The sequence below is a fragment of the Alteromonas sp. AWQ4_252 genome, from assembly GCF_056158205.1.
The window spans coordinates 3694637-3720399 of record NZ_JBSWSV010000001.1; the positions used below are offsets into that span (position 1 = coordinate 3694637).

A 25763-nucleotide genomic window follows, 5' to 3' on the forward strand; every position below is an offset into this window, starting at 1 on the left:
ATTTACTTTTTGTTCTTGTGAAAGGACATCATGCGTTTGCGTTTTCGCTGCTGGGCTAAAGTTAACTGGTTTTTCTTGCCTTCGAATGGGTTAGCACCCTCGCGGAACTCAATTTTAATTGGCGTACCCATGACCTGCAGGGATTTCCGGAAATAGTTCATTAAGAACCGCTTATAGGCGCCGGACAAATCATTAACCTGATTTCCATGAATGACCACTACGGGTGGATTGTATCCGCCGGCGTGGGCATATTTCATTTTAACTCGGCGTCCGCGCACCAATGGCGGTTGATGCTCTTCCTGCGCCATTTCCATGATTTGAGTTAACAGCGCCGTACTTATCCGTTTTGTAGCACTTTGATAAGCTTCAATGACGGATTCAAACAAATTACCTACTCCCGAGCCATGTAGCGCAGAAATAAAATGCAAGCGGGCGAAGTCGATAAACCCGAGCCGTCTGTCCAGTTCCCTTTTAATGTCATCCTTAACGTCCTTATCCAGGCCGTCCCATTTATTTACTGCGATCACCAGTGAACGCCCAGAATTCAAAATATAACCCAACAGGCTCAAATCCTGATCGGTAATCCCTTCTCTGGCATCAATGACTAACAACACCACGTTTGCTTCTTCAATAGCTTGAAGGGTTTTTACAATAGAAAATTTTTCTACGGCATCCGCCACTTTCCGGCGTTTTCTCACTCCTGCAGTATCAATCAGAATGTATTCTCGTTCATCACGCTCCAGAGGAATATATACACTGTCACGGGTTGTGCCAGGCATGTCGTACACCACTACCCGTTCTTCACCTAAAATACGGTTTGTCAGTGTCGATTTCCCCACATTCGGTTTCCCGACAATCGCCAGTTTTATTGGCAAGCCCTGCAGCCGTTCCAACTGGGCTTCTGCATCCAGCTCATCTTCTTCGGCCTTTGGTTGAACCAGCATCCCGGGGAAGTCTTCGGCCAGAGGAACCAGGGTATGTGATAACAGCGCTGACACGCCTCGCCCATGCGCAGCTGCAATTTGATGAACCTGCCCCATACCAAGAGAGTAAAAGTCTGCGGTTTCACTGTCGCCATCGATTCCATCGACTTTGTTCGCCACCACAAACATGTTTTTGTTGATCTTGCGCAGATGCTCCGCAATACCAATGTCAGCGGGCAGCAAGCCTGCTCTGGCATCAACAAGGAATAAAACCACATCAGCTTCGTCGATGGCACGCAGCGACTGCTGTGCCATTTCAGCATCGATACCATCTTCGTCGCCTGTTATCCCGCCTGTGTCTACGACAATAAATTGCTTTTGCTCGTACGTCGCCTGACCGTACTTTCTATCCCTGGTTAAACCAGGGAAGTCAGCAACCAGCGCATCTCGGGTGTTAGTCAGTCGATTAAACAGTGTGGATTTTCCCACGTTGGGACGGCCCACGAGGGCAACTACAGGCAACATGCTTGAAGTCCTAAATAGAGTATTGAGAAATAGCTGTGGCTGCACTTAGTACAGCCACTCTTGAATCGGTCGATTATAACCTGATTTAAAGGAGTCGTCAGCACAAGGCTGACATATCAACGTTTACTGAGGAAAAGAAAATGATGCGACATCACCTTCCCGGGTAACAGCAATGATATTGCCATTCACGTTAAGGGGAGAAACAAATACGGATTCATCTTCATCATCACCGCCAAGGTCGTAACGGGCCACCATTTCTCCGGTAGACTTATCAAGCCAATGAATTAACCCCCATTTGTCCCCCATAACAATATAGTCACCAACGGGCTCTGCCGCGGTAAGAGAGCGCTTTTTCAAGCCACTTTGGGACCACAGTTCAACACCGTTACGACGGTCAAGGGCGTAAACGTGTGAATCGTTGTCAACAACAAACAGCGTGGTGCCGTCCATAGTCACATTTCGATATGATCCGTATTCCCGTTTCCAAATGGCACGGCCTGAGCGCAATTCTACTGCTGCAAGGGTACCGTTATATGAGATAACATAGATAGTGCCACCATACATCAATGGCGCTGCATCCACGTCAACAATACGCTCCAGTTCTGTAGCTCCGGCAGGAGAAGTGATTGCGGTTTCCCATGCCACTAGTCCGGAGTCGATAATATTAACCTGTACTTTGCCTGTTGGCGTTCCGACGATAACACCACCATTACTGATTGCTGGGGTTGAAATACCTCGTAATGACAAGGGTGGAACATCACCTTCGTGTTGCCAAACAGGTTCACCTGTTCGCAAGTCAAAAGCAAACAGTGTCCCAGCGCCAGTATTAACGACCACCTTGTTTTCACCAGTGGCTGGCGCAGCGAGTATTTCTCCAGGCACAGTCTGTGACCATACCAAATCTCCGCTTTCCGTGTTCAGCGCCATCAGTACCCCATCTTCAGTACCGACCAGCACAAAATCGCCATCCACAGCCAGACCTGCAATTTTTGCTGATTGACCGCTCGCCCATAACCGACGAACAGATGCCATCATGCCTTCATCGGTGAAAATGGCGAAATCACGTTCCCAAATAACCCGCCCAGTCTCTGGATTTAGCGCTGCAACAACACCATGGCGATCTGCCATATACAACTTGTCATTGGCGTAAACCGGGCGTAATCGGGAAAAATAATCGTCAATGCCATCACCAACATCGGTCTCCCAGTTAACAACCGGGGTAAACTTCGCATTCAGCGGCGCAATGCGGCGGATTTCTAATTCTTCCTCGTCTGCGAACCAATCTGTAACGGTTGTGCATCCTGACAGCGTGGCGGACAATACCGCTGCAGCACCTAATGCACGTGTAATTCGACCTAAACGGTCACACGTTGTTGAGAACAAATCCGATACCTCTGTTGTCATTAATTACTGGCCAAAGCCGGTAAGTTGTCGAGTTTCATTTCGAGTAACACATTGCCTGTGGCATCTTCTAACGCCTGACTATAAGCTAGGCGTGCATCGTCAAACTTTTTCTGAGCCACGTACGCATCACCTTTTATCTCATTCACTTTGGCCGCAAAAGCCGGGTCGTCAAGAGCAGCCAGCGTACTGAGACCTTCATCTACTTCGCCAAGTTCTATTTGAACCCGAGCCAGGCGTAAACCGGCCATTGTCGCAAGGTGAGGATCTGATGTTGTAGACTGCACTTCTTTAAGACGGGTTTTTGCCAGAGCTAAATCACCGGCGTTTACAGCTTGCTGAGCTGAAACCAGCCCGCCAATGGTGGCGTAACCGGTGTTATCCGTTTGTGCGATGAAGTTGTCCAACTTTTCTGTATTTCCATCAGCCTCGATAGCCTGAACGGCTACCTGATAAGCGGCAGATGCTTCTTCTTTGGCAACGCGCTGAGTATCCGAATAATAACGCCAACCGTAGAGGCCGCCGAGCCCCAACACTGCACCTATCACAATGGCTGCGCCATTGTCTTTCATAAATTTCTTTATCGCTTCAACTTGTTGTTCTTCTGTGGCGAATTGTTCCATGTATATAACCTCTAAACCATTTCCAGCTACACAATCAGGTAGCAATTAATCCATCTGTGCTTTAAGCACATCAGCCAGGTTGGCCAATGACACGGTTTGTTGTTCCCCTTCACCTCGTAAAGGTTTTATCGTTGCCAGTTGGTTTTCAGCTTCTTCTGACCCCAACAATACCGCAACCACCGCGCCACTCTTGTCTGCTCGTTTCAATTGTTTTTTAAAATTGCCGCCACCACAGTGCATCATCACTTTTAATGACGGCAAAGCATCCCGTAAAGATTCAGCAACATTCAGGGCGTATGCATCTGCACCTAAGGAGGTGACATAAACATCAGCAGCAATGTTATCTTGCTCTGTTCCTTGCAGCGTAGTTAACAGTAACACTAAGCGTTCCATTCCCATCGCAAAGCCAACACTTGGCGTTGCCTTACCGCCTAGTTGTTCAACAAGCCCGTCGTAACGCCCACCGGCACACACTGTGCCCTGGGCCCCCAGACTTTCCGTCACCCATTCAAAAACAGTACGGTTGTAATAGTCAAGGCCACGTACCAAGCGTGGGTTAACCTCATATTGGATACCCGCTTGCGACAATCGTTCACATAAATTTGAAAAATGTGCTTTTGATTCATCATCGAGATAATCAAGTAAGGAAGGTGCATCCTGTATAGCGGCTTGCACGTCTGGGTTCTTGGAATCTAATACCCGCAGCGGATTCGTTTCCAGCCGGCGTAACGAATCTTCATCTAACTGGGCTGAACGCGCTTTAAGATAATCAATAAGCGCCTCGCGATAATGCTGTCTGGCTTCATTGGAGCCGAGGGAATTAATTTGCAACGTAACTTGGTCACTTATGCCAAATGCTTTCCAAATACGCGCACTTAACAGAATTACTTCAACGTCAATATCCGGCCCCTCGAGGCCATATGCTTCTACACCAAACTGGTGAAACTGACGATACCGACCTTTCTGCGGCCGTTCATGCCTGAACATTGGCCCCATGTACCACAATCTTTGTTGTTGGTTGTACAACAGACCGTGTTCGTTGCCCGCCCGGACACAACTCGCCGTACCTTCTGGCCGCAGTGTGAGACTGTCACCGTTGCGATCCTCAAAAGTGTACATTTCTTTTTCAACAATATCAGTAACTTCACCAATAGAGCGTTTAAACAGGTCTGTACTTTCAACAATAGGAGTGCGTATCTCCTGATAACCGTAATTTGCTACGACCTGTCGCAACGTTGATTCAACACGTTGCCATGTTCCGGACACTTCCGGCAGGCAGTCGTTCATGCCCCGAATCGCCTGAATAGTTTTAGCCACCTGAAATTCTCATTATCCTGATAAATAAAAGCCCCGCATTATAGGGGCTTTACCGTTAAACAACAATCGTCCTTAAATTCAAAGGAAGATTAAGATTCTTTTACCGCTACGGGTATTTTATTAGCATCGTCGAGTCTTGCAGCTTTAGCGCGGATACGCTTTTCAAGTTGATCCACAAGATCGTCGTTTGCCAGCCGCTCACGTTGTCTCTTACCATCTTCGTAGAAACCACTCATGTTGCGCGCTCCAGTAAGCCCAAGGTCGGAGACTTCTGCTTCTCCGGGACCATTAACCACGCAACCAATAATTGAGACGTCCATGGGAGTAAGGATGTCTTCAACCCGCTGTTCCAGCGCATTCACCGTACCAATAACATCAAATTCCTGACGGGAACAACTCGGGCAAGCGATGAAGTTAATCCCACGACTTCGAATGCGCAAAGATTTGAGAATATCAAACCCTACCTTAATTTCCTCTACAGGATCCGCAGCCAGGGATACCCGCAAGGTATCGCCGATTCCCTCAGCGAGTAACATGCCTAACCCCACAGCACTTTTGACGGCACCAGCCCTCTGTCCACCTGCTTCGGTAATGCCAAGGTGAAGCGGTTGCTCAATTTGCTTAGCTAACAGGCGATATGCACCCACAGCTAAAAATACATCAGAGGCTTTTACACTCACTTTGAACTGGTCAAAGTTGAGCTTATCAAGGATATCCACATGTCGCATGGCCGACTCCACCAGCGCCTCTGGCGTTGGCTCGCCGTATTTTTCCTGAAGATCCCGCTCAAGGGAACCACCATTGACACCAATGCGAATGGGAATATTTTTGTCTTTGGCACAATCGACAACCGACCTGACTCTGTCCATATTGCCAATATTGCCAGGGTTTATACGCAGACAATCGACGCCATACTCGGCCACTTTCAGCGCGATACGGTAATCAAAATGTATATCGGCAACCAGTGGCACCGATACCTGCTCCCGAATAGCTTTAAAAGCTTCAGCTGCATCCATGGTGGGCACGGACACACGAACGATCTCACCACCAACGGCAACAATGCGATTAATTTGCGCTACCGTTGCCTCAACGTCTGTTGTCTGTGTGTTTGTCATCGACTGGACAGCAATGGGAGCACCATCACCAATGGGAACATTCCCCACATTAATCCTTATCGATTTACGCCTTGATATAGGACTCTCAGTAAACATGCTTAATCCTGCATTGGTAAAGAGAAACGAGCGATACGTCCGTCTTGAAATGCGGATATATCCACGGCTTCTCCATTATAGGTAATACTCACACCGTCGGGGGCACCAAGGGTTACTTTAAAAGGCGGCAACCCACTCACTGGCATTACCCTACCGGTATTTTTAACGCCATAGGCAATTGCCTCGCCCGTGGCATCTTCAATGTTAACCCAGCAATCTTCCGCAAACGTAAACACCAGCTCCACAGACTGCTCAGCGCCGCTTTCATCTGCCACGGCCTGCTCAACATAGTCGTTTATCTCAGCAACGGTGTCGCTCAGTTCGTCAGCCTGGTTTTCCAGTTTTTCAGCTAAGTCCTTTGACGTATCAGACAAATCTGATGTTTCAGAATCAATGTTATCAGCAGTGTCAGACTCAAGGTTCGATGAATATTCGGTGTCAGTTGTGGGCGAAAATGACGAGGGCGCAAATTCAGCATCTCTTGTACTATCTTCGTCACCGTTCTCTGTAGAAGGTGACGGAACTACAGTCCTGGTGTCAACAGCAGCGTTGTTGGTAGTGCCCGCCTCGGCTTGCGTGCCAGTATCAGTGGTCACAGGCGAATCGTCGCCGATGGCACTGTTGTCGTCGGGCTGCTGATACCACCACACCACGGAAGCAGCAACAATAAGCAGTAGAATTATCCAGGTTACCATCATCCAGCGATCGTCATGTGCTTGTTTGGCAACTTTGCGGGAGAAACTCTGCAGCTTCGCAGGAGGCTTTGTGGTGGTGTGCAGCTTTTCAAACTCGCTTATCACGACTTTGTCATCCAATCCCACCTGCTTGGCATACATACGAACATAGCCTTTGGCAAAAGTGACAGACATATTTTCATCCAGGCGATCAGCCTCGATATCATCAATATTTCGCTGCTTCAGGAAAAGCTTATCCGCCATCTGCAACTGACTAAGACCAAGTTTTTCCCGTGCCTGTCGCAGCATTACTCCTGGCGTAATAGTGTTGTCGCCCAATTCTTCTGCCTGACTTTCTTGTGAACTCATTCGATAACCTGTCAGTGTTATTGTGGGGCCGTCAAACGTAAACGCATACCCACCGCGATGTCGCCAGTGTCAGGTAAGTCGTTCCATTCTTGAATTTTGGCCATTTTAAGATTGTATTTCAGTGATATACGATAAAGGTTCTCACCTTTTTTTACCACATGGTATCGGCTTTGTGCACCAGCGTCATCGCTTTTTATCTCAGTACTGGTATTTTGATTATTTATGGGTTTCGGTTCCACGGATTCGACTGCCTGTGACTGGGGCTGTCGTTGTGGCTGAGATTGTATCTCACCTGACGTGCTGGGCATGGGAGCCGGTACCTGAGCAACTTTGGGTTTTGTTTTTCGTACTATTTGCGCTCGTGCATTTGTCTGACTTAGCAGCTCAGCTTTATAGGCTTTAGCCGCTGCGCTTTGTGGGTACATGGTAACAAGCATTTCACCATAACCCTCAGCAGTTTCCGTATCGCCTTTTCCTTGTGCAATTTCAACAGCAAGCTGAATTGACTCCGGGCTTACCCGCGCTACCTTTTCATATCGCCGCATGGCAGTTTCTGCTTCGGTCCAGCGACCTTGTTCAATATAAATTTGAGTAAGCATAAACAAGCTTTTAGCTCTGCCAGGCTGATGATTTAATGCACTTACCAGATATCGCAAGGCTTCTTCTGTATCACCTTGAGCTTGTGCGCATATTGCCATGTTTTCATATGTCTCGGCAGAGTTTGCATATTGCTGGTTATCCAGTGCCTTGGTGAAATACTCTGTCGCTTCGTCGTAGCGACGCTGCTGACAAAGAAATGCGCCATAGCTATTCGCGATTTCTGGGTTTCTCGGCGCCAGTTTCAAGGCATCTTCATAGGCTGAATCTGCCCGCGCCCACTCTTCTACTGTCTGATAATAATAAGCCAGTGAATAGTGAGCATCGGCGTACCTGGGCGCGAACTCGAGTGCTTTATCGAGGTTGACTTTGGCTTGCTGATAATTGCCATTTTGCAGATATGTTAACCCCAAAGAGATACGGGTTTTCGCCGCTTGCTGCAAATCGAACTCATCGCCTGAAAGCGAGCCAGGCGTTTGACTGACACAGCCAGAAAGTAGCAATATTGCACCAAGTAATCCTAATCGCATGAACCTTTTACCTTTCCTGTAAATTGTTATTGCGCTATTTTTACCGAAATTGCTTCGCCTTTCATCTGTTTCTTCAGCATTCGCTTAGTTCTGTCGACTACGTCACCCACTAATTGACCGCATGCAGCATCAATATCATCGCCGCGTGTCTTGCGAACAACCACGGTGAGGCCATAGCCCATAAGCACCTTAGCGAATCGATCGATACGGGAGTTACTGGAACAAAGATACGGAGAACCCGGATATGGGTTAAAGGGTATTAAGTTTATTTTGCAGGGCGTGTCTTTCAGCACTTTGGCTAACTCATGGGCCTGATCTGTACTGTCGTTAATATTAGACAGCATGACATACTCAACTGTCACTTTGCCCTGATTTGCCTTTGACTTACTCAGATAACGGCGCACTCCCGCTAAGAATGCCTCGATATTGTACTTCTTATTAATTGGTACAATTTCGTTGCGCAATGTGTCATTTGGGGCGTGCAAAGAAATGGCGAGTGCAACATCAATTTGATCGCCTAACATATCAAGAGCCGGTACCACGCCAGACGTACTGAGTGTCACCCGACGTTTTGACAAACCAAAACCAAAATCATCAAGCATCAAATCCATTGCTGGCACGACGTTTTTCAAGTTGAGCAATGGCTCACCCATTCCCATCATGACTACGTTTGTAATGGGTCGCTTGGCAGTGTCTTTGGAAAGCCCCAGGAAAGTGGCAACACGCCATACCTGACCAATTATCTCGCTCACCGACAAGTTGCGGTTAAACCCCTGTTGTGCGGTTGAACAAAAGGTACACTCCAGCGCACACCCTACTTGTGAAGACACACATAATGTGGCCCTTTCAGATTCAGGGATCCACACGGATTCGACTTCCTGACCACCCTCAAGTTCCAATGCAAACTTGATAGTTCCGTCACTGGCTTCCTGGTAGTAAGCAATCTCCGGCGCAACGATTTCAGCGTGTTCAATGAGCTTCGCGCGCAGATTTTTATTGAGATTTGTCATCTCTTCGAAGTCGCTGACACCTTGCTGATAAATCCATTTCATGACCTGATCTGCGCGAAACGGTTTCTCGCCGATATCAGCAAAAAATGCCCGCAGTCCTGCGCGATTAAGATTTAATAGATTTGTCTTTGCCATAAAAATTGACGACCCCGATCATGTCTGAATACGATTGTGACCACATCCCTTACCTGCCTCATGAAAGCCTTTTTGACAGACGATACTTTGCTGACCATCCCTGAAGAGCGAATGCTTCACTGCGTTTTCCTTTTTAGAGATAAACCGCGACGGGGGAAAACAACAATGAATGATGTGGTTTTGCACAAAATTTAGGCGCGCATTCTACCACAGCCAAAACCACTTAGAAAGCCGGGTGCAAGCAAATCAGTGCGCTACGGCTAATGTCTGTTCGACAAACTTTACAATCGCCAGGTTTGAGCCCATTGTTACAGTTAACATGCATTGGTAAAGTGGGCAGGTATTTACAACAATAATCCGGCAACAAAGCCGGAACCATTCGGAGAAGTTAATGAAAAAATCTATCCTCGCTTCCGCAATCCTGTCCGCTATAGCGCTCGCAGCATGCAGCCCTAATAACGAAAGTAAAAATACGATGACTGACACCCCTGTTAGCGAATCAACGATAAGTGAAAATGTTTTACTCAAGCCGAGTCCGCTCCCATATCAGGCTCCGGAGTTCGACAAGATCAAAATCGAACACTACGAACCGGCCTTCGAGCAAGGCATGCAAGCGCACAGCGAAGAAATTGACACTATCGCCACCAATGGCGATACACCAACCTTCGACAATACAATTCTGGCCCTTGAACAAAGTGGTGAATTACTGAACCGGGTCGCAACCGTGTTCTTCAACCTGTCGAGTATCGTTTCCAACGATGAAATTCAGCGGATCGAAGCAGAAATGTCGCCTCGTCTCACTGCTCACAGTGACTCCATTTACCTTAATGCCCCATTGTTTGAGAGGGTAAAATCGGTATATGACGAGCGCGATAAATTACAAGGTGAAGACAAGCGTCTGACTGAGAAAACTTACGAGAGATTCATCCGCGCTGGGGCAAACCTCTCTGACCAGGAAAAAGAAAAAATTCGCGGCATTAACGAAGCCATCACAAAGCTTGAAACTGACTTCTCTCAGAATGTACTGGCATCCTTCAAAAACGACACCATTATTGTTACGGATAAAGCCAGGTTAGCAGGGTTATCTGATAGCGCTATTGCAGGTCTAAAGGCTGCTGCTGAGGCCGTCGGTGAAGAAGGCTATATGATCACCTTGGTGAACACCACCCGCCAACCTATTCTTTCAAGTTTACAAAATCGTGAACTGCGTCAAAAAATATGGGAAACCTCTGCAAATCGTGCCATTGAGGTAAACGGGCCAATTATTCTTAAACTGACTAAACTTCGCGCTGAAAAAGCGGCGCTGCTAGGCTTTCCAAACTGGGCAAGCTATAAAATTGAAAACCAAATGGCTAAAAAGCCTGAAAACGTCTTTAGAATCCTTGATGATTTAGCGCCTCAGGCCGTTGAAAAAGCCAAGCAAGAGGCCGCAGACATTCAACAAATCATGCAGGCAGAAGGCGTTGATGGTCCGGTTCAACCTTGGGATTGGGCATACTATGCTGAAAAAGTCAGAAAAGCTAAATATGATTTAGATGACAGTGAAGTAAAACCCTACTTCGAGCTTAACTCGGTACTTGAAAATGGACTGTTCTTCGCCATGGAAAAACTTTACGGCATTACCTTTAAAGAACGCACGGACCTGCCGGTTTATGTTGAGGATGCTCGCTTGTTTGAAGTGTTCAACGACGACGGTTCTAACATCGGTTTATTCTATTTCGACCCGTATGCCAGAGAAGGTAAACGCGGCGGCGCGTGGATGAGTGCATTTGTCACTCAGTCGTTGTTGAATGGCACCAAACCCGTGGTTTACAACGAGTTGAATATTGTTAAACCAGCGCCAGGTGAACCTACGCTTTTGTCTTTTGACGAAACACAGACCTTGTTTCATGAATTCGGCCACGCCGACCACGGTTTGTTCTCGTTGGTGAAGTACGCAAGTCTTGCTGGCACAAACACGGCCCGGGACTTTGTTGAATTCCCGTCTCAGTTTAACGAAGACTGGGCTATTGACCCTGCGGTATTAGCAAATTATGCTAAACATTACCAAACTGGAGAGCCAATTCCGCAGGCACTGCTTGATAAAATGATGAAAGCCGTGACGTTTAATCAAGGCTTCAATACAGTGGAATATCTCGCCGCTGCACTTTTGGACATGGAATGGCATATGTTAGGTGCAGATACTGAAGTAACTGACGTGGCTGCATTTGAAAAAGCGGCACTGGCTAAGCACGGAATTGATTACGCGCCAGCACCACCGCGCTACAAATCAGCCTATTTTAGTCATACCTTTGCGGGCGGCTATTCTGCGGGTTACTACGCTTATTTGTGGACTGAGGTGTTAGCGGCTGACGCCTTTGCACACATGACTGAAAATGGTGGACTTACCCGAGAAAACGGTGATCTTTTCCGCAAAGAAATACTGTCTAAAGGGAATAGCGAAGATCTAATGGAAAATTACATTCAGTTCAGAGGCCAGGAGCCTGGTGTTGAAGCGCTGATGAAACGCAGAGGCTTAACCGATTAATAACATTGTCCAATAGGTCTAACCTGCACCTGAATTACCAGGATTACTAAAAAGGGGAAGCGATTATCGCTTCCCCTTTTTTATCCTGTGTTTTAATCATTTCATATCGCGTAGGATTAATCAGCGCTCACGATAAAAACCGTGGCAGACATTGGAGCTAGTTTGAGGGTTTCATCTACACCGAAGGTTTTGCCATCACGTAAACGGGATAAAGTCGTATGCCCGGACAACATAGTGTCGTACTTCGATAGATTAAGCGCCGTTTCTTTCTTATTCAGTACCACCATCAACATGTCTTCATCTGCCTTGCCCGTGGTTCGAAAGAAAGTATATATGCCGTCCTCGGGAGCATAATGCTTCATTTCGCCTTTAAAGATTTGGGGGTACTTCTTGCGCAACGATAAAAGCTGCTTCACCCGCTTCTGAGCCCAACGTTCGTCTTTACTTAACCCCTCACTGGTAAATCCGTTTTTATTCTTGTCGTCAGGCCAGCCGCCAGGAAAATCAGTACGGATGATCCCGTGATCATCACTTTCTGTGTTGTGCATTAGGATTTCTGTACCGTAAAACACCTGGGGGATCCCGCGAGTAGTAAGAAACACTGTCATCGCCATATTCCACTTTCTCACATCGTGATCAACCTGAGTGTAAATTCTGCTCATGTCATGATTGTCGGGGAATATCACCAGATTGTTGGCGTCGCCGTACAGAAAATCAGTGGCCAGGGTTTCATAAATAGTAATAAAACCGGCATCCCACCGCTCTTCGCTGTTTAACGCGTTTACTACGGCTTCCTGAAGTGGAAAATCCATGACTGAAGGTAATGCGCTGTGGTATCCATCGTGGCGATAGCTTCCCGCTTGCCAATAAGAAGTAATTGCTGGATTAACCGACCACTCTTCACCAACAATATTCAGGTTTGGATATTCCTGCATTAACCTGTTGGTCCATTGTGAAAGGAAGTCTTTATCTGAGTAAGAGTAAGTATCAACGCGAATACCGCTTAAATCAGCATACTCGACCCACCATATGGCGTTTTGAATGAGATAATTAGCCAAATGGGGATTACGTTGATTCAAATCAGGCATGGTTGGTACGAACCACCCGTCACTAAAGCCAGTTCTATCACTTTCTATCAGGTGGGGGTCGTGAAGGGTTTCTCGCTTGTGAGTCGTACCCACGAACTTACCGCCGTTATTGATCCAGTCATTGGATGGCATATCTCGCATCCATACATGCTCACTACCAATGTGATTGAGGACCATATCCATAATAAGTCCAATTCCGCGCTGGGAGGCAGCCTTGCTCAGGTTGACATACTCTTCGTTGCTGCCGTAGCGCGGATCGACGCGGTAGTAGTCTGTGGTTGAGTAGCCATGATAACTGTAAGTGTCCATAGCATTCTCAAGTAATGGCATACTCCAGATTTGCGTAAAACCCATTTCCTGAATGTAGTCCAGATGGTTAATAATTCCCTGAATATCACCACCGTGGCGGCCGCCCTTATCTGCGCGTTTGAGCACATCCGCATAATCTTCAACCGTATCATTTTCCATTGAGCCGTTGGCAAACCTGTCCGGCGCGATGAGGTAAATTGCATCTTCGGGCCCAAAGCCTTTGCGCTCCCCTGAGCCAGCACGACGCGCCTCAAGTGAATAATGCAATGTTCTCTCACTGCCGTCCGAATCTTTAAATACCAGTGCTACGTCACCCCGGGTGGCTTGAGTAATATCCAGAGTGATAAAAATATAGTTGGGACTGTCGAGACTTAATACTGATACCAACTTGCCATTGCCGTTCCCCGAAGAAACACTATCGTCAGCCACATCCTCGGCATGTACCATAATTTCAACCGTGGCAACTTTCATGTCTACCCACCAATTTGGTGGATAAGCTCTCATTGAATTTGCCTTCTGCGAGGGTGCAGCTATGGCGCCTGGTGCTGCTACTGAAAATACCAGCAACGAGCAAAGAAATACCGTGAACCTGAATCTATGAAAAGTATGCACAGCAACCCCTTTATTTTAAATTTTTGTTAAAAAGTAATCAGAGGTAATCTTACTGGCTCAACAGAGTAACGCCAATGCGGTGAATACGTATTCATGCTCGCTACATTCGGCAATATTGGCGTAAAAACTCGTCGTGGTCAGCCAGCTTCTCCACGGGTTCGTTTTTTATCTTCTTAATATTAGTCATCAGTTCAAGTAGTTTCTCTTCGGACACCCCGTTAGCCAGAGGGTGGTAATCACCGGCCTTCACGCCCTGCCCTACAAGCACCTGCAACCACGAACTCTCAAGGAATAAATCATTTTGTTCCCTGAATAAATTGCCTGACGCTCTGAACAGCTCAATTTTATGCGTCAGGCTTTCAGGCACCTCCATGTTTCGCATGTCTTTCCAAAACTGACTGTCTGTGCGTTCGTTAACATGATAATGCAAAATAATAAAATCGCGGATCTGTTCAAATTCAATTTGCGACTGATTGTTATACTCTTCGACTTGTTTTTGTTTAATTCCAGCGTGAGGGAATAAATGCACAAGGCGTACTGCTGCTGATTGAATAAGGTGAATACTAGTGGATTCCAGAGGCTCCAGAAACCCGCTTGATAAACCGATAGCCACAACGTTTTTATGCCACTGCTTACGCCTTCTTCCCGTTCTGAACTGAATATAATTCGGGTCGGCCAGCGGCGCAGTATCCAGATTGGCTGAAAGCAATTCAACGGCCTGCTCATCAGAATAGTGGTGACTGCTGTAAACCAGTCCGTTACCGTTTCTATGTTGCAAGGGAATACGCCATTGCCAACCTGCGGTATGAGCAATAGACCTTGTGAAAGGACTGGTTGTTTCGTGACGTTCTGAGGGTATGGCCACGGCGCGATCACAAGGCAACCAGTGAGACCAATCTTCGTAACCGGTATTTAGCGTCTGCTGCGTCAGCAAACCCTTAAAGCCCGAACAATCGATAAACAAATCTCCAGATATTTTTCTACCGTCTTTAAGGGTTACACTGTCAATGAAGCCATTTGTTGAGTGTTGTTGAACACCCGTAATGATACCTTCTGTGCGAACTACTCCCATTTGCTCACATTTTTTGCGTAAGAAGCGGGCGTAAAGTGATGCATCAAAGTGGTACGCATAGGGCATTTCAATGATTGGGTCAGGCGATTTTATGTGAGCGAATTTACCCGCTTCACACGCCAGGTAATTTAAATCGTAGTCCCATAGGGAATCTTTAAGGCCAAGTTGTTGAGCACGTTTGAAATAGTGATGAAAATGGCAAAATGCAAAGCTCTTACCTGGCGCACCAAAGGTATGATAGTACTGCTCACCATTAACACGCCAGTTTTCAAACCGAATAGCGAGCTTCATTGTCGCCTTTGTTTCACGTAAAAATTCCTTTTCATCAATACCGAGCATATTGTTAAGCAGGTTTATCGGCGGAATAGTTGCCTCGCCAACGCCTACCGTACCAATATCCTCCGACTCAATAAGGTTGACACTTACCGTTGCACCAAGGAGGCGTTGAATCACTGCTGCCGAAATCCAACCTGCGGTTCCGCCACCTACAATAACCACGTTTCTAATTGCGTTATTTGTCATTTGCCCACTACCATCATCACATTCACTTCAACTTGGGTCATGCCACACCAAAGCTAACAGGTTACATAAATAAAAAGAAAAAAGCCCCATTCAGTGTGACCAATGGAGCTTTTCATTCAGACTATTTGTGTACCGTAAAAATGCCCTCTGGTTTGTGAAGAGGGCAAGGTTCCTTTTAGAAAGTGTAGTTCACACCCAGCAGGAAGTTACGTCCAAATTGCTGATATTGCGTGATTTGACGCCCATCTCCAGGATTTGCCTGAACAGTAGGTTCGTCGGTCAGATTTTGCCCCTGAAGGGTGATACGCAAACCTTCCAGTGACTCTATACCTGACTCGCTGAAATCGTATCCGATTTGCGCATCCCATTGCTCGCCACCGCGATCATCGATTTGTGCCAGTGACAGGCTGATAGCACGGGTTTCTGTACTGAAGGGGTCACGTTTCGTACCCGACACGCGAAACTCGAAACCGTTACTTTCATAGAAAGCAGTAAAGGAGTACGATTCTTCCGATAATCCGGGCACAGCATCGCCGTTGTCGAATTGACCGTCCAGGAAGGTAGCACTTGCAAACACACCAAAGCCTTCGAGGGAGTCGTGAATAATATCCAAAGGCAAACTTCCCTGGAATTCCCATCCTCTCACGAACCCTTCCAAACCATCTTCGCGGAAACTTACGATTCCATTAAACGTACCCGGAGGCACAATGTCGTTCTCATCGGCAACACCATCACCGTTTATATCTGTTTGACCCGATGTTTGGTGAAACCCTTCAATATAAGAATCGGAGAAGTCGCCAATGGTTTGTCCTGCAATGTGCCAGTTTGTTAAATCTTTGTAGAAGAAGCTGACGGCAAAGTAACCAGAATCTGCAAAGTAATTTTCGTATGCTATATCAAACTGGTTTGCTTCCAGTGGCTTCAGTCTTGCGTTACCAGCACTTGCTGACCAAGGTCCATTCGCTACGTCAGTTGAAACAATTTGTTGATCGTTAAACGTAAAGCTTACTGTATTGTTGGGCCTCATGTCATCCATACGAGGGCGACTTAATACTTTTCCTAGTGCTGTACGAATAAATTGGTTTTCTGCAACTTCAAAGCTTAAATTTAACGTGGGCAATACGTCAGTATAAGAATCACCGTCGCTCACAGCAGCCACTGAAGTGAAGCCTGTCGGACCGGTTGTAGTGTTGAAGCCGTCACCGGTTTGGTCCACGCTAATCACTTGTAAACCCAGGTTACCAAATACCAGTACATCGCCAATTTCTGTATCAATATCAAGCTTTGCGTAGGTCGTTAAGATTTCTTCCTTGATAGTATAAGAGTCACCTAACCGGCCATTTTCAAACAATTCAGCTTCAGTTTCGATATAGTAACCGTCTCTGTACAGACCTAAACCATCGTACGCCACTACACCTTCAATACCAATGAAGCTCAAATCTGCAACACCAACCGGGTTGGGAATAAGCTTTGCGTCAGGCCATACCGGTGATGTGAGAAAAGCGCCATTATTATCTTTTTGCTTCTCCCGCTCCTGATAGTTTACGCCAGCGGTAAAGGTAGTAAAGATCCCCCAATCCACATAGCCTTTTACATCAAGGCGTATAGCATCCAGCGTTTCCTCGAATACAGGTTCGTTTACAAAACCATCCTGCGCGGTGTTAGGACCAAAACCTTCAACCCCTTGAAAACGTTCCACGGGTTCGAGTGAACCACCCCATGCTTGTGGACCTGCCAGACGTACTAGTGTGGGGTCGGCTAGATCAACGCTGTCGAGGCTTGGATGATCACTATACACAACGCCAGTGGATGACATCGTCCAGGCGCGCGGGGTTAACGGGCGTCCATCAACGCCTGCTCGGCCAACACCTGAGTAACTTTCAATGTCCGTAATGGTTTTATCTACTTTGCCGCTGGAAATATCCAGCGTTGCTGTCCAGTCTTCGTTGACAATATATTCCACGTTAAGGCCAAATGTGGTCAATTCTGATTTTTGCTGTCTTGAGTCATTTCGAATAACAGACAGGAAACCGTCGTAATAACCAGAAGTCACCAAACCATCTTCAACGCCAGTGATGGTGTAATCCTGTGTTCCCCATGCAGCGCCCCCCTCTTCTACGCCACGTCTTACATCGTTTTCTTCAAAATCGATATAAAGCGCGTCCAGCTGAATTTTCAAATCTTCGGTAGGAGCATACTCAATAACCCCTGCAACAGACGTACGCTCTAGCATGGCAGAACGAGTGAATGAATCGTGACCACCCAGAATAACCGTACCTTCAGGAACGGTAACGCCATCTGCGGCTTTACTAGGATCGGCGTCTGCATATCCCCAGCCCCGGAAGTGTTGTTCCTGACGGGGCGATTCCATATCAGCAATGGTAAACGCTACACCAAGCTTATCGTTGGCAAATTGATCGACAAAGTTAAACGACAGGCGGTGCCCTTTGTTATCAAAATCCGGGTTGCCGGAATCTTCCTGGTTAACTTCGTAATTGGCATTAATGGCAATTGTCTTTTGTGCCGTTAACGGGCTCACTGTCTGAATATCGACAGTGCCGCCAATACCCTGTGTCATCAAGCCTGCTTCAGGTGTTTTGTATACAAGGATATTAGAAACAATTTCAGTGGGGTAAAGGTCAAATTCTACGCCACGGTTGTCGCCCATACCTAACAATTCACGTCCGTTGAGTGTGGTACCTACATAGTTTTCGTTGAATCCACGTACTGAGAGGCCGCTTGTACGGCCATTTCTGCGTTCGCCAGCCAGACCAGGTAATCGTGCCAAAGATTCTGCAACAGAGGTATCTGGCAGTTTACCGATATCTTCTGCTGATAGCGCCTCAACAATGGACGTGTTGTTCATTTTGATAGCTTGTGCACGTTGCAGGCTGCCACGAATGCCGCTCACTTGAATAACTTCAAGTTCTGCATCTTCTGGTGCATCTGTATTTGCGTCTTGTGCAAGCGCAGATGAACTGCCGAAAGCCATGCCTCCTGAAATAAGCGCAGCTTTAATTAGGTTGGGTTTAAATTGTTTCATAAACGGTGTCCCATACGGTTATTTTTGTTGTCTTTTTGTTGTTCTTATAACAATTCAATGACAAAACATATCGGGAGTAATGCTATAGGGGAGTTAGATAATGCACAATTGACTACATACGTATTCAATAAAATTAATGCAACACAGCATTAACATTAGATACTCATGAAGATAACGAATAACACATCTTAGAATGTGTGTAGTGGCGCGAATAACACGACAGGCCCCTTTCTCTTATTGCCTGAAGACGATTCAAGACTAAAAAGGGGCGTCAGTTAACTTGCTGAGGACGTAAGAGGTTAGCGTTGAAAGGCAGAATTACAGGTTTTCGACAGTTTATCGAAGGCTTTAAAAAAGTCCCTCCCCATATCAATAAACCCTTCACTGGTGTAATGCCAAGGGTCTTCCGGCAGGTAGCTATAGCTACTTGTATTGGTCATGTAGGTGGCACAACTGTCTTGTTCAACGAAAAGCTGCTGCGCTAAGTGAACGCGAGAAATAAACGGCATGATATCTTCTTCTCCTAACTCGGAATCGGTTATCTTGCCAACAACAACAGGAATGTTATCTGCGCGGAATGCGGCTCTGAAAAGGGCCATCAGGTTCGTTAGGTTATCGAGATACGCATTCGCAGATTCAGGGCTGGTGTGAGCATCAGCTTCTCCTTGCATCCATATTATACCCGCTGGAATTAGCACATCTCCTTCGCCATTACCATCAACATCCCTTGCTGCAAACGCATTCTGAATAGTCTGCAACGCGAAATCGTATTGATTCTTTCCTTCATCTTCAAAAAAAGCGGGAAACCAATTGCTGTAACCCGTGTTTAAAGCCAGGCCAGTTCCCCCTACCGCATATTTGATTATCGCAATTTTTTTGTTGGGATAAGCGCGACTAATGGCGTGTGAAAAGCTCAATTCAGGGCCGAAACGGTCAGACAAGACATTCTCTTTACCATTAAAGGTGAACCCCGTCCCGTGACCAGGTTGCACCTTCTCCCATTTTCCAATGCCAGCACCTGGCTGGTTGTCAAAGGCACCATTGCCGTGAAACAGCCATACATTTTGCTGTTGATTCAGCGCAGCAGGAAGATCGCGGGTGTATCCGTAGCCGTCCATGTTTGATTGGCCTGCGAAAAAAAATGTTAAGAATTCAGCAGAATTCGCAACCGTAGAAAAAGTGGCCAGCGTAACAAGCAGTATCAGTTTCATAATAAGCACCTAAAAACTCAAATGTAAATAAACGAGGAAATGTCTTTCTCCCTGTGTTGTCTCGCAAGATTAATGAAACACCGTAGGCTTACACTATGAATACGTTTTCATTAACAATTCATTTGCTTTATACGTCACCGCCGTTTCAAAGAAAGGGTTCAATATCATTTATCGACATCCTAACCCATTTGTCAGCACTATATAGCATTGAGGAACCTGGCCGTCTGCCATAGCTGCATTCATTATCAAATGTACAAAACCAGAAATTTATTATCTATTGAGCTGAATCAAAGCAAGCGTTCAAAATTTAGCCACAATAAAGATGAAAGTTAGATCGCTAATTACAGTTCGACGGAGTGCAAATATGAAATACATGTTTATTTTACTCAGTTCATTAGTATTGCTAGCGTGCAACCAGGGCGCCCAGTCTCCCAGAGGTTTTAGCCTGCCTGAGGGTGACTCAGAAAATGGCAGAGCAGTATTTGCAAAGTATCAGTGTCAAGACTGTCACCGCATCGCCGGGCAAGATGCCCCTGAAGAGGCAACCTATATCATCGCCAAACCGATAGTACTCGGCGGAACGAGCGCCCGCATTAAGACTTACGGCGAGTTAGTGACCAGTATAATAAACCCATCGCACAAACTCACGCCCCGTCAGCCACTGAGTTTAACGAGTAAAAACGGTGAATCGTTAATGCGTGTGGTGAACGATGAACTGACGGTGGCAGAGTTAGTCGATCTGGTGGCCTACCTACAACCGCTTTACAAGGTGATGCCCTACAGAACCAGCGACTACAGACTTTATGAACTGCGCATCCCGGAACAGGAAAACTAGTCGAAACCGATTGTTAGATACTAAAAAGGAGAGCCTGAGCTCTCCTTTTTTTTAACCCCACACTCGAATTAACGAGTACGCGGGCAAATTTCTTCGTCAGAGAAGAAGTAAGCAATTTCACGCGCTGCTGATTCTGGAGCATCAGAACCGTGAACAGCATTTTCATCAATAGATGCTGCATAGTCTGAACGCAACGTACCTGCCGCTGCATCAGCGGGGTTAGTAGCACCCATGATTTCACGGTTTTTAACAACAGCGTTCTCGCCTTCCAGAACCTGAACCATAACAGGGCCAGAAGTCATGAAATCTACCAGCGCACCAAAGAAAGGACGTGCTTTGTGTTCTGCATAGAAACCTTCAGCCTGTTCCTTGCTCATGTGTACCATTTTAGAAGCAACAATACGCAGACCTGCAGATTCAAAACGGTTGTAAATCGCACCGATGACGTTCTTAGCAACTGCATCAGGCTTAATTATAGAAAATGTACGCTCGAGAGCCATTCTTCTGTCTCCAATCAATCATTAAAATTTTGGCCGCGAATTATAGGCAATTACATCGCGCTTGACCAGCGATAATCGCCTTTCAATATTCGCAAAGGGGTGGCTGCATCATACCAGCGCTTTAATGAACCTTAAATGACAAAGAGTCTAATTAATGGACTGTTTTGCCAGGGTTTTGATTTTTGTGACAATTGCCCGAAGTCCATTGCCTCTGGTTGGCGTAATATGACGTTCTAAATCAAGCTCTGCGAAGTACTTATCTATATCAAAGTCAAGAATTTGCCGTGGCGTCTTGTTGTTAAACGCTGCCATCACCAGGGCCAGTAAGCCTTGCACAATCACAGCATCACTGTCGACATCGAAGGTTACTACACCGTTATTCACCCGGGAGTCAAGCCATACACTACTCTGACAGCCTTTTACCAGCTTGTCCGGCGTTTTTGCATCTTCAGGTAGGCCTGGAATGGATTTACCTAAATCAATAATATATTGATAACGCTGCTCCCAGTCATCGAAGAACGCCAAATCATCAATAATTTCCTGACTGTCAGGCAATGTCATTGTCATGTTTAAACCCTATTGTTAAAAAAACAAACCCGCTTCCAATTGGGCTTCTTCGCTCATCATCTCTCGCGACCACGGCGGATCGAATACCAAATCGACATCAACAGTTTTAACGTGGGGAACCATGCCAATCCGATACTCTACATCACCAACGAGTACAGGGCCCATGCCACAACCGGGCGCGGTTAACGTCATTTCCACTTCCACCTTTTTACTATCCTGATCAACATTTACTTTGTAAATTAATCCAAGGGACACCAGATTGATGGGGATTTCGGGATCATAGATAGTTTCCAGCGCATCCCATACCTGTTTTTCATTTATTAATCCATCGTCGCTGGAGGGGAAATCAAGCACCATTGCCTTTCGCCCAATAGCGTCGGCATCTGTGCCATCTATGCGATACATGTTGCCCCGCCAGGTGATGGTATAATTACCACCCAACTCCTGAGTGATACTGACGAATTCTCCGCCGGGTATAGTGGTCACCTGACCGGCGGGAACAAGGCGAGCTTTACAGTCACGCTCGGTGACTACCATTTTCTGTGCTATAGCCAAAATGTATTAACCGATATTGAAACTTTCGCCGCAGCCACACTCGTCCACGACATTAGGGTTGTTGTATTTGATTACACCATTTACGCCCTCGAGAACGTAATCAATTTCGGTGTTTTTTACAAATTGAACTGCGTCTTTGGCTACTGCCACGGTGAGTGTGTCACTCGCGCTTACCAATTCATCATCGGATTGTGGCGCTTCGGCCAAATCGAGGACATAGGCATAGCCGGTACAACCACTCATTTTAGTAGATAAGCGAATTACACTACCGGGTTTGGCACTGACTTTCTTTTCGAAATGCGCAACGGCGCTATCAGTCAGGGACACCACAGTTTGAGAAGGAACAAAAGTTTCTACAGACATTATCGCCTCCAGCTAAACTAGCATCATCTGTGCCTTGCGAAGTGCATCAAATAAGATGTCCACTTCTTCAAGGGTATTATATAAGGAAAAGGACGCTCGGGCGGTTCCCGGTATTCCTAATTTTTTCATCAGCGGTTGAGCGCAATTATCACCGGTACGAATGGCGACGCCCTGACGATCCAGAATGAACCCCACATCGGCAGGATGAGCGCTACCAAGCATGAAGCTCATCACACCAACTTTGTTTGCAGCCGTGCCAATGATACGCATGTCGGCCATGTTCTCAGCAAGCTCGTGGGCGCGACATAGCAAGGCTTTTTCATGCGCCTGAACTGCATCCGAATCCAACGATGAAAACCAGTTAACGGCCGCGCCTAACCCAATCACGCCAGCAATATTTGGAGTGCCAGCTTCCAACCGGTTTGGTAAGCGGCCCCACGTTGCGTCCTGATAGGTTACATCTGCTATCATTTCACCACCGGTCAACCATACCGGCCAGTTTTCCAGGATCTCAGCTTTGCCCCACAAAACACCAGTACCAGTGGGCCCAAACAATTTATGGCCAGAAAACGCGTAAAAATCGCAGCCGATATCCTGCACATCAACACCGCCGTGGGCTATACCCTGTGCTCCGTCTACTGATACCAATGCGCCCACAGCCTTGGCCTTCGCCGTCATCTCTTTGATCGGATTCACTGTGCCAAGTGCGTTTGACACGTGAGGAAAGGCCACCAGCCTGGTATTCGCGTTCAGCAGACTTTCAAAGGCATCTAAATCGACTTCACCCCGTTCATTAATGGGGACAACTTTCAGCGACGCTCCCGACACCTTGCAGGCTTGCTGCCACGTGACCAGATTCGCGTGATGTTCCATTTCGGTCACCATCACTTCGTCACCGGGCTGAAGCTGCTGTGCCAGCCCCTTAGCAACCAGATTGATAGCTTCAGTGGTTCCAGCCGTCCAGATCACCTCTTCCCGTTGATTGGCATTTATAAAGCGGGCAACATCACTTCGCGCATTTTCATACAATCGCGTCGCTTCATCAGATAAAGCGTGAGCACCGCGATGCACATTGGCGTTCGTAGTTGTATAAAAAGACATAATAGCATCGAGTACTGCCTGCGGTTTCTGCGTCGTTGCCGCGTTATCGAGATAAACCAATGGTTTCCCATCAATTTCTCTTTCCAGGATAGGAAACTGTGCCCGAATTGCCTGAACGTCGAGGCTCATTTTACCTCCATCTCAGCAAAGCGTTGGCTCAGTTTTGGCAATAGCCAGTCTGCTATTGCAGCTTTGGGAATTTGAGCAACCAATTCCTGAACGAAGCCAAAATTCAGCATAACCAGAGCTCTGCTTCGTGGAATGCCTCGGGTTAACAAATAATACAAGGCTGTATCATCGATTTCTGCAACGGTGGCACCGTGTGCACATTTTACGTCATCGGCATAAATTTCCAGCTCAGGCTTGGTATTGATTACGCCACGACGAGACAACAATAAGTTGCGGTTATTTAATTCGGCAAGCGTCTTTTGCGCATCACGATGAATGTGAATACGACCATTAAATACCGCTTTTGCCCCATCACCGATAATGCCACGGGCGTTTTCTTCTGTAGTACCGTTCGGCACTGCATGCTCGATGGAGGAATGTAAATCGAACAGCTCGTTTTCAGCAAGCAGATAAATGGCATTCATTTTCGCATTTGCAAACTCGCCGGCATGCCAGATATCCACATCCAGCCGAGAAAGCTCGCTGCCATAGCCCACAAACGTGCTGTTCATGGTAGATTGCTCACACAACTTAAAGTGGCTACCGCCTATTTGCTTTGCCTTACCAGTAAATAGCGCGAAACGATAATGCTCGAGATGGGCTTTTTCACCAATGCTGTACTCTGCAAAAGCCGTTGTAAGACTATCAATATTGCCTTCACCGAATTCCATGACCGACGCACGAGCACCATCTCCTAGACGAACCAACATGCGAGTGTGTGCGTCGCAGGGCTGACTGGTTAAATTCAAAACCCGAATGACAGGTTCAACAGTGATACCAGCAGCAACATCGATGAAAATACCATTTTCAGCTAACGCATCGTTAACCAGACCAAAGGTATGCTTTTGAGGCTTAATCTTGCCATATAAAGAAGTTATTGCGTCTTTTTGGTCGTCACTTGCGTTTTTAAATTGGCAAATAGAAACGCCTTCGGGCAAATCCAAGGATGCAGTATCTGTCACCAGTTGGCCATCAGAAAAGATGATGTCGATAGCATCGAGGTTTTCCATCTCAGGCGCTGTCACCGCACCCGCTGCCGAGGGCGATAATACCTCACGCTTTTCGACACTGCTCAGCGGTGTAAAACGCCAGCTTTCAGTGCGACGGCCAGGCCAGCCTTGAGATTTCAACTCGCTCAGAGCGGCTTCGCGAGCCGGAGACAAAAAGTCAGAAACATTCTGAGCGTTGTCAATGACTTGTTCTAGCCATTGGCTCATGCTTCAGCCTCCTCATATTGTTTACCCAAAAACGCGTAGCCGCTTTTCTCAACTTCCAGCGCTAACGACGCATCACCACTTTTGACGATTTTGCCGTCCGCCAGAATATGAACGAAATCCGGTTTAATGTAGTCGAGTAAGCGTTGGTAGTGGGTTACAACAATGAAACTCCGTTTACCATCACGCTGACTGTTTACACCATCGGCAACCACCTGAAGGGCATCAACGTCGAGGCCAGAATCCGATTCATCAAGAATACACAGTGATGGCTCGAGCAGAATCATCTGCATGATCTCGTTACGTTTTTTCTCACCACCGGAAAAGCCTTCGTTCACGCCACGCTTTAGGAAATCCAGTGGTAACTGAACCTGCTTACAAGCTTCTTTGGCTTTCTTGAGGAATTCAGCAGCAGTTAAAGGCGCTTCCCCTCTTTCTTCACGAATGGCGTTTACCGACTCCTTCATAAACTCCATGTTGCTCACACCTGGAATCTCAACAGGATATTGAAATGCCAAAAACAAGCCTTCGCGGGCCCGTTCTTCCACTTCCATATCAAGCAAATCTTTACCGTTCAGGTTTACGTCTCCCTCTGAGACTTCATAACCTTCGCGACCAGACAACACATAGCCCAGGGTAGATTTACCCGCGCCATTGGGGCCCATAATAGCGTGAACCTCTCCCGGATTAACTTCCAGATTAAGGCCTTTGATGATGGCTTTTTCTTCAACGCTGGCGTGTAAATTTGAAATTTTAAGCAT

At 46.8% G+C, this 25763-nt stretch carries 21 protein-coding genes; 2 read left to right on the plus strand and 19 right to left on the minus strand.

Annotated features, from left to right (window positions below; all coding sequences use genetic code 11):
* Nucleotides 1-2 precede the first annotated feature (2 nt).
* The 8 genes from der to rlmN all read right to left on the minus strand — a co-directional run bounded on the left by der (nucleotide 3) and on the right by rlmN (nucleotide 9315).
* Nucleotides 3-1448: a ribosome biogenesis GTPase Der gene (gene der / locus ACXACM_RS16270; protein WP_474823044.1), complete on the minus strand. Its 1446-nt coding sequence runs from the start codon at nucleotides 1446-1448 to the stop codon at nucleotides 3-5.
* Nucleotides 1449-1571: 123 nt separating this feature from the next.
* Nucleotides 1572-2831, minus strand: a complete 1260-nt coding sequence (gene bamB / locus ACXACM_RS16275) for an outer membrane protein assembly factor BamB (RefSeq protein ID WP_474824392.1) — start codon at nucleotides 2829-2831, stop codon at nucleotides 1572-1574.
* Between the two features lie 20 nt (nucleotides 2832-2851).
* Nucleotides 2852-3472 (minus strand): YfgM family protein, encoded by a 621-nt coding sequence (locus ACXACM_RS16280; protein WP_474823045.1) that lies wholly within the window; start codon nucleotides 3470-3472, stop codon nucleotides 2852-2854.
* Nucleotides 3473-3517: 45 nt separating this feature from the next.
* Nucleotides 3518-4789 (minus strand): histidine--tRNA ligase, encoded by a 1272-nt coding sequence (gene hisS, locus ACXACM_RS16285; protein WP_474823046.1) that lies wholly within the window; start codon nucleotides 4787-4789, stop codon nucleotides 3518-3520.
* Nucleotides 4790-4878: 89 nt separating this feature from the next.
* Nucleotides 4879-6000 carry a flavodoxin-dependent (E)-4-hydroxy-3-methylbut-2-enyl-diphosphate synthase gene (gene ispG, locus ACXACM_RS16290; protein ID WP_474823049.1) on the minus strand — a complete coding sequence of 374 codons (1122 nt, stop codon included), beginning with the start codon at nucleotides 5998-6000 and terminating at the stop codon, nucleotides 4879-4881.
* A gap of 2 nt (nucleotides 6001-6002) precedes the next feature.
* Nucleotides 6003-7043, minus strand: coding sequence for a RodZ domain-containing protein (locus ACXACM_RS16295; RefSeq protein ID WP_474823050.1), 1041 nt, complete (start codon nucleotides 7041-7043; stop codon nucleotides 6003-6005).
* A gap of 17 nt (nucleotides 7044-7060) precedes the next feature.
* Complete coding sequence (gene pilW / locus ACXACM_RS16300; protein ID WP_474823051.1) at nucleotides 7061-8170, minus strand: type IV pilus biogenesis/stability protein PilW; 1110 nt, start codon at nucleotides 8168-8170, stop codon at nucleotides 7061-7063.
* A 26-nt stretch (nucleotides 8171-8196) separates the two neighbouring features.
* Complete coding sequence (gene rlmN, locus ACXACM_RS16305; protein ID WP_474823053.1) at nucleotides 8197-9315, minus strand: dual-specificity RNA methyltransferase RlmN; 1119 nt, start codon at nucleotides 9313-9315, stop codon at nucleotides 8197-8199.
* Nucleotides 9316-9706: 391 nt separating this feature from the next.
* On the opposite strand from rlmN, the gene ACXACM_RS16310 reads away from it, so the two are divergent.
* The gene (locus tag ACXACM_RS16310) at nucleotides 9707-11842 is read left to right on the plus strand and encodes a M3 family metallopeptidase (protein ID WP_474823054.1); all 2136 of its coding nucleotides are present in this window, start codon (nucleotides 9707-9709) and stop codon (nucleotides 11840-11842) included.
* Between the two features lie 116 nt (nucleotides 11843-11958).
* On the opposite strand, the gene ACXACM_RS16315 is transcribed toward ACXACM_RS16310, so the two are convergent.
* The 4 genes from ACXACM_RS16315 to ACXACM_RS16330 form a co-directional block, all read right to left on the minus strand.
* Nucleotides 11959-13806 (minus strand): glycoside hydrolase family 13 protein, encoded by a 1848-nt coding sequence (locus ACXACM_RS16315; RefSeq protein WP_474824394.1) that lies wholly within the window; start codon nucleotides 13804-13806, stop codon nucleotides 11959-11961.
* A 145-nt stretch (nucleotides 13807-13951) separates the two neighbouring features.
* Nucleotides 13952-15445: a tryptophan halogenase family protein gene (locus ACXACM_RS16320; RefSeq protein ID WP_474823055.1), complete on the minus strand. Its 1494-nt coding sequence runs from the start codon at nucleotides 15443-15445 to the stop codon at nucleotides 13952-13954.
* 175 nt (nucleotides 15446-15620) lie between these two features.
* The gene (locus ACXACM_RS16325; protein WP_474823057.1) at nucleotides 15621-18488 is read right to left on the minus strand and encodes a TonB-dependent receptor; all 2868 of its coding nucleotides are present in this window, start codon (nucleotides 18486-18488) and stop codon (nucleotides 15621-15623) included.
* Nucleotides 18489-18787: 299 nt separating this feature from the next.
* The gene (locus tag ACXACM_RS16330) at nucleotides 18788-19699 is read right to left on the minus strand and encodes a sialate O-acetylesterase (RefSeq protein WP_474823058.1); all 912 of its coding nucleotides are present in this window, start codon (nucleotides 19697-19699) and stop codon (nucleotides 18788-18790) included.
* 364 nt (nucleotides 19700-20063) lie between these two features.
* Between ACXACM_RS16330 and ACXACM_RS16335 the strand changes: the two genes are divergently transcribed.
* On the plus strand, nucleotides 20064-20534 hold the full coding sequence (locus ACXACM_RS16335) for a c-type cytochrome (protein WP_474823059.1): 471 nt from the start codon (nucleotides 20064-20066) through the stop codon (nucleotides 20532-20534).
* Between the two features lie 68 nt (nucleotides 20535-20602).
* On the opposite strand, the gene ndk is transcribed toward ACXACM_RS16335, so the two are convergent.
* The 7 genes from ndk to sufC all read right to left on the minus strand — a co-directional run bounded on the left by ndk (nucleotide 20603) and on the right by sufC (nucleotide 25763).
* Nucleotides 20603-21034, minus strand: coding sequence for a nucleoside-diphosphate kinase (gene ndk / locus ACXACM_RS16340; RefSeq protein ID WP_474823061.1), 432 nt, complete (start codon nucleotides 21032-21034; stop codon nucleotides 20603-20605).
* 147 nt (nucleotides 21035-21181) lie between these two features.
* A complete protein-coding gene (locus ACXACM_RS16345) occupies nucleotides 21182-21595 on the minus strand; it encodes a SufE family protein (protein ID WP_474824396.1) in 414 nt (137 codons plus the stop codon).
* Between the two features lie 21 nt (nucleotides 21596-21616).
* The gene (sufT, locus tag ACXACM_RS16350; RefSeq protein ID WP_474824397.1) at nucleotides 21617-22150 is read right to left on the minus strand and encodes a putative Fe-S cluster assembly protein SufT; all 534 of its coding nucleotides are present in this window, start codon (nucleotides 22148-22150) and stop codon (nucleotides 21617-21619) included.
* A 12-nt stretch (nucleotides 22151-22162) separates the two neighbouring features.
* A complete protein-coding gene (locus tag ACXACM_RS16355) occupies nucleotides 22163-22519 on the minus strand; it encodes an iron-sulfur cluster assembly accessory protein (protein WP_474823062.1) in 357 nt (118 codons plus the stop codon).
* A gap of 12 nt (nucleotides 22520-22531) precedes the next feature.
* On the minus strand, nucleotides 22532-23749 hold the full coding sequence (locus ACXACM_RS16360; protein WP_474823063.1) for an aminotransferase class V-fold PLP-dependent enzyme: 1218 nt from the start codon (nucleotides 23747-23749) through the stop codon (nucleotides 22532-22534).
* Nucleotides 23746-25005, minus strand: coding sequence for a SufB/SufD family protein (locus ACXACM_RS16365; protein ID WP_474823065.1), 1260 nt, complete (start codon nucleotides 25003-25005; stop codon nucleotides 23746-23748). The genes ACXACM_RS16360 and ACXACM_RS16365 overlap by 4 nt, the downstream gene beginning before the upstream one ends.
* A complete protein-coding gene (gene sufC / locus ACXACM_RS16370) occupies nucleotides 25002-25763 on the minus strand; it encodes a Fe-S cluster assembly ATPase SufC (protein ID WP_474823066.1) in 762 nt (253 codons plus the stop codon). The genes ACXACM_RS16365 and sufC overlap by 4 nt, the downstream gene beginning before the upstream one ends.

What these genes read in the sequence shown, in the direction of transcription:
- der (WP_474823044.1), bottom strand. Translation starts at nt 1,448, where the DNA reads ATGTTGCCTGTAGTTGCCCTCGTGGGCCGTCCCAACGTGGGAAAATCC.
- ACXACM_RS16280 (WP_474823045.1), bottom strand. Translation starts at nt 3,472, where the DNA reads ATGGAACAATTCGCCACAGAAGAACAACAAGTTGAAGCGATAAAGAAA.
- ispG (WP_474823049.1), bottom strand. Translation starts at nt 6,000, where the DNA reads ATGTTTACTGAGAGTCCTATATCAAGGCGTAAATCGATAAGGATTAAT.
- ACXACM_RS16295 (WP_474823050.1), bottom strand. Translation starts at nt 7,043, where the DNA reads ATGAGTTCACAAGAAAGTCAGGCAGAAGAATTGGGCGACAACACTATT.
- pilW (WP_474823051.1), bottom strand. Translation starts at nt 8,170, where the DNA reads ATGCGATTAGGATTACTTGGTGCAATATTGCTACTTTCTGGCTGTGTC.
- rlmN (WP_474823053.1), bottom strand. Translation starts at nt 9,315, where the DNA reads ATGGCAAAGACAAATCTATTAAATCTTAATCGCGCAGGACTGCGGGCA.
- ACXACM_RS16310 (WP_474823054.1), top strand. Translation starts at nt 9,707, where the DNA reads ATGAAAAAATCTATCCTCGCTTCCGCAATCCTGTCCGCTATAGCGCTC.
- ACXACM_RS16320 (WP_474823055.1), bottom strand. Translation starts at nt 15,445, where the DNA reads ATGACAAATAACGCAATTAGAAACGTGGTTATTGTAGGTGGCGGAACC.
- ACXACM_RS16325 (WP_474823057.1), bottom strand. Translation starts at nt 18,488, where the DNA reads ATGAAACAATTTAAACCCAACCTAATTAAAGCTGCGCTTATTTCAGGA.
- ACXACM_RS16330 (WP_474823058.1), bottom strand. Translation starts at nt 19,699, where the DNA reads ATGAAACTGATACTGCTTGTTACGCTGGCCACTTTTTCTACGGTTGCG.
- ACXACM_RS16335 (WP_474823059.1), top strand. Translation starts at nt 20,064, where the DNA reads ATGAAATACATGTTTATTTTACTCAGTTCATTAGTATTGCTAGCGTGC.
- ndk (WP_474823061.1), bottom strand. Translation starts at nt 21,034, where the DNA reads ATGGCTCTCGAGCGTACATTTTCTATAATTAAGCCTGATGCAGTTGCT.
- ACXACM_RS16345 (WP_474824396.1), bottom strand. Translation starts at nt 21,595, where the DNA reads ATGACATTGCCTGACAGTCAGGAAATTATTGATGATTTGGCGTTCTTC.
- ACXACM_RS16355 (WP_474823062.1), bottom strand. Translation starts at nt 22,519, where the DNA reads ATGTCTGTAGAAACTTTTGTTCCTTCTCAAACTGTGGTGTCCCTGACT.
- ACXACM_RS16360 (WP_474823063.1), bottom strand. Translation starts at nt 23,749, where the DNA reads ATGAGCCTCGACGTTCAGGCAATTCGGGCACAGTTTCCTATCCTGGAA.
- ACXACM_RS16365 (WP_474823065.1), bottom strand. Translation starts at nt 25,005, where the DNA reads ATGAGCCAATGGCTAGAACAAGTCATTGACAACGCTCAGAATGTTTCT.
- sufC (WP_474823066.1), bottom strand. Translation starts at nt 25,763, where the DNA reads ATGCTTAAAATTTCAAATTTACACGCCAGCGTTGAAGAAAAAGCCATC.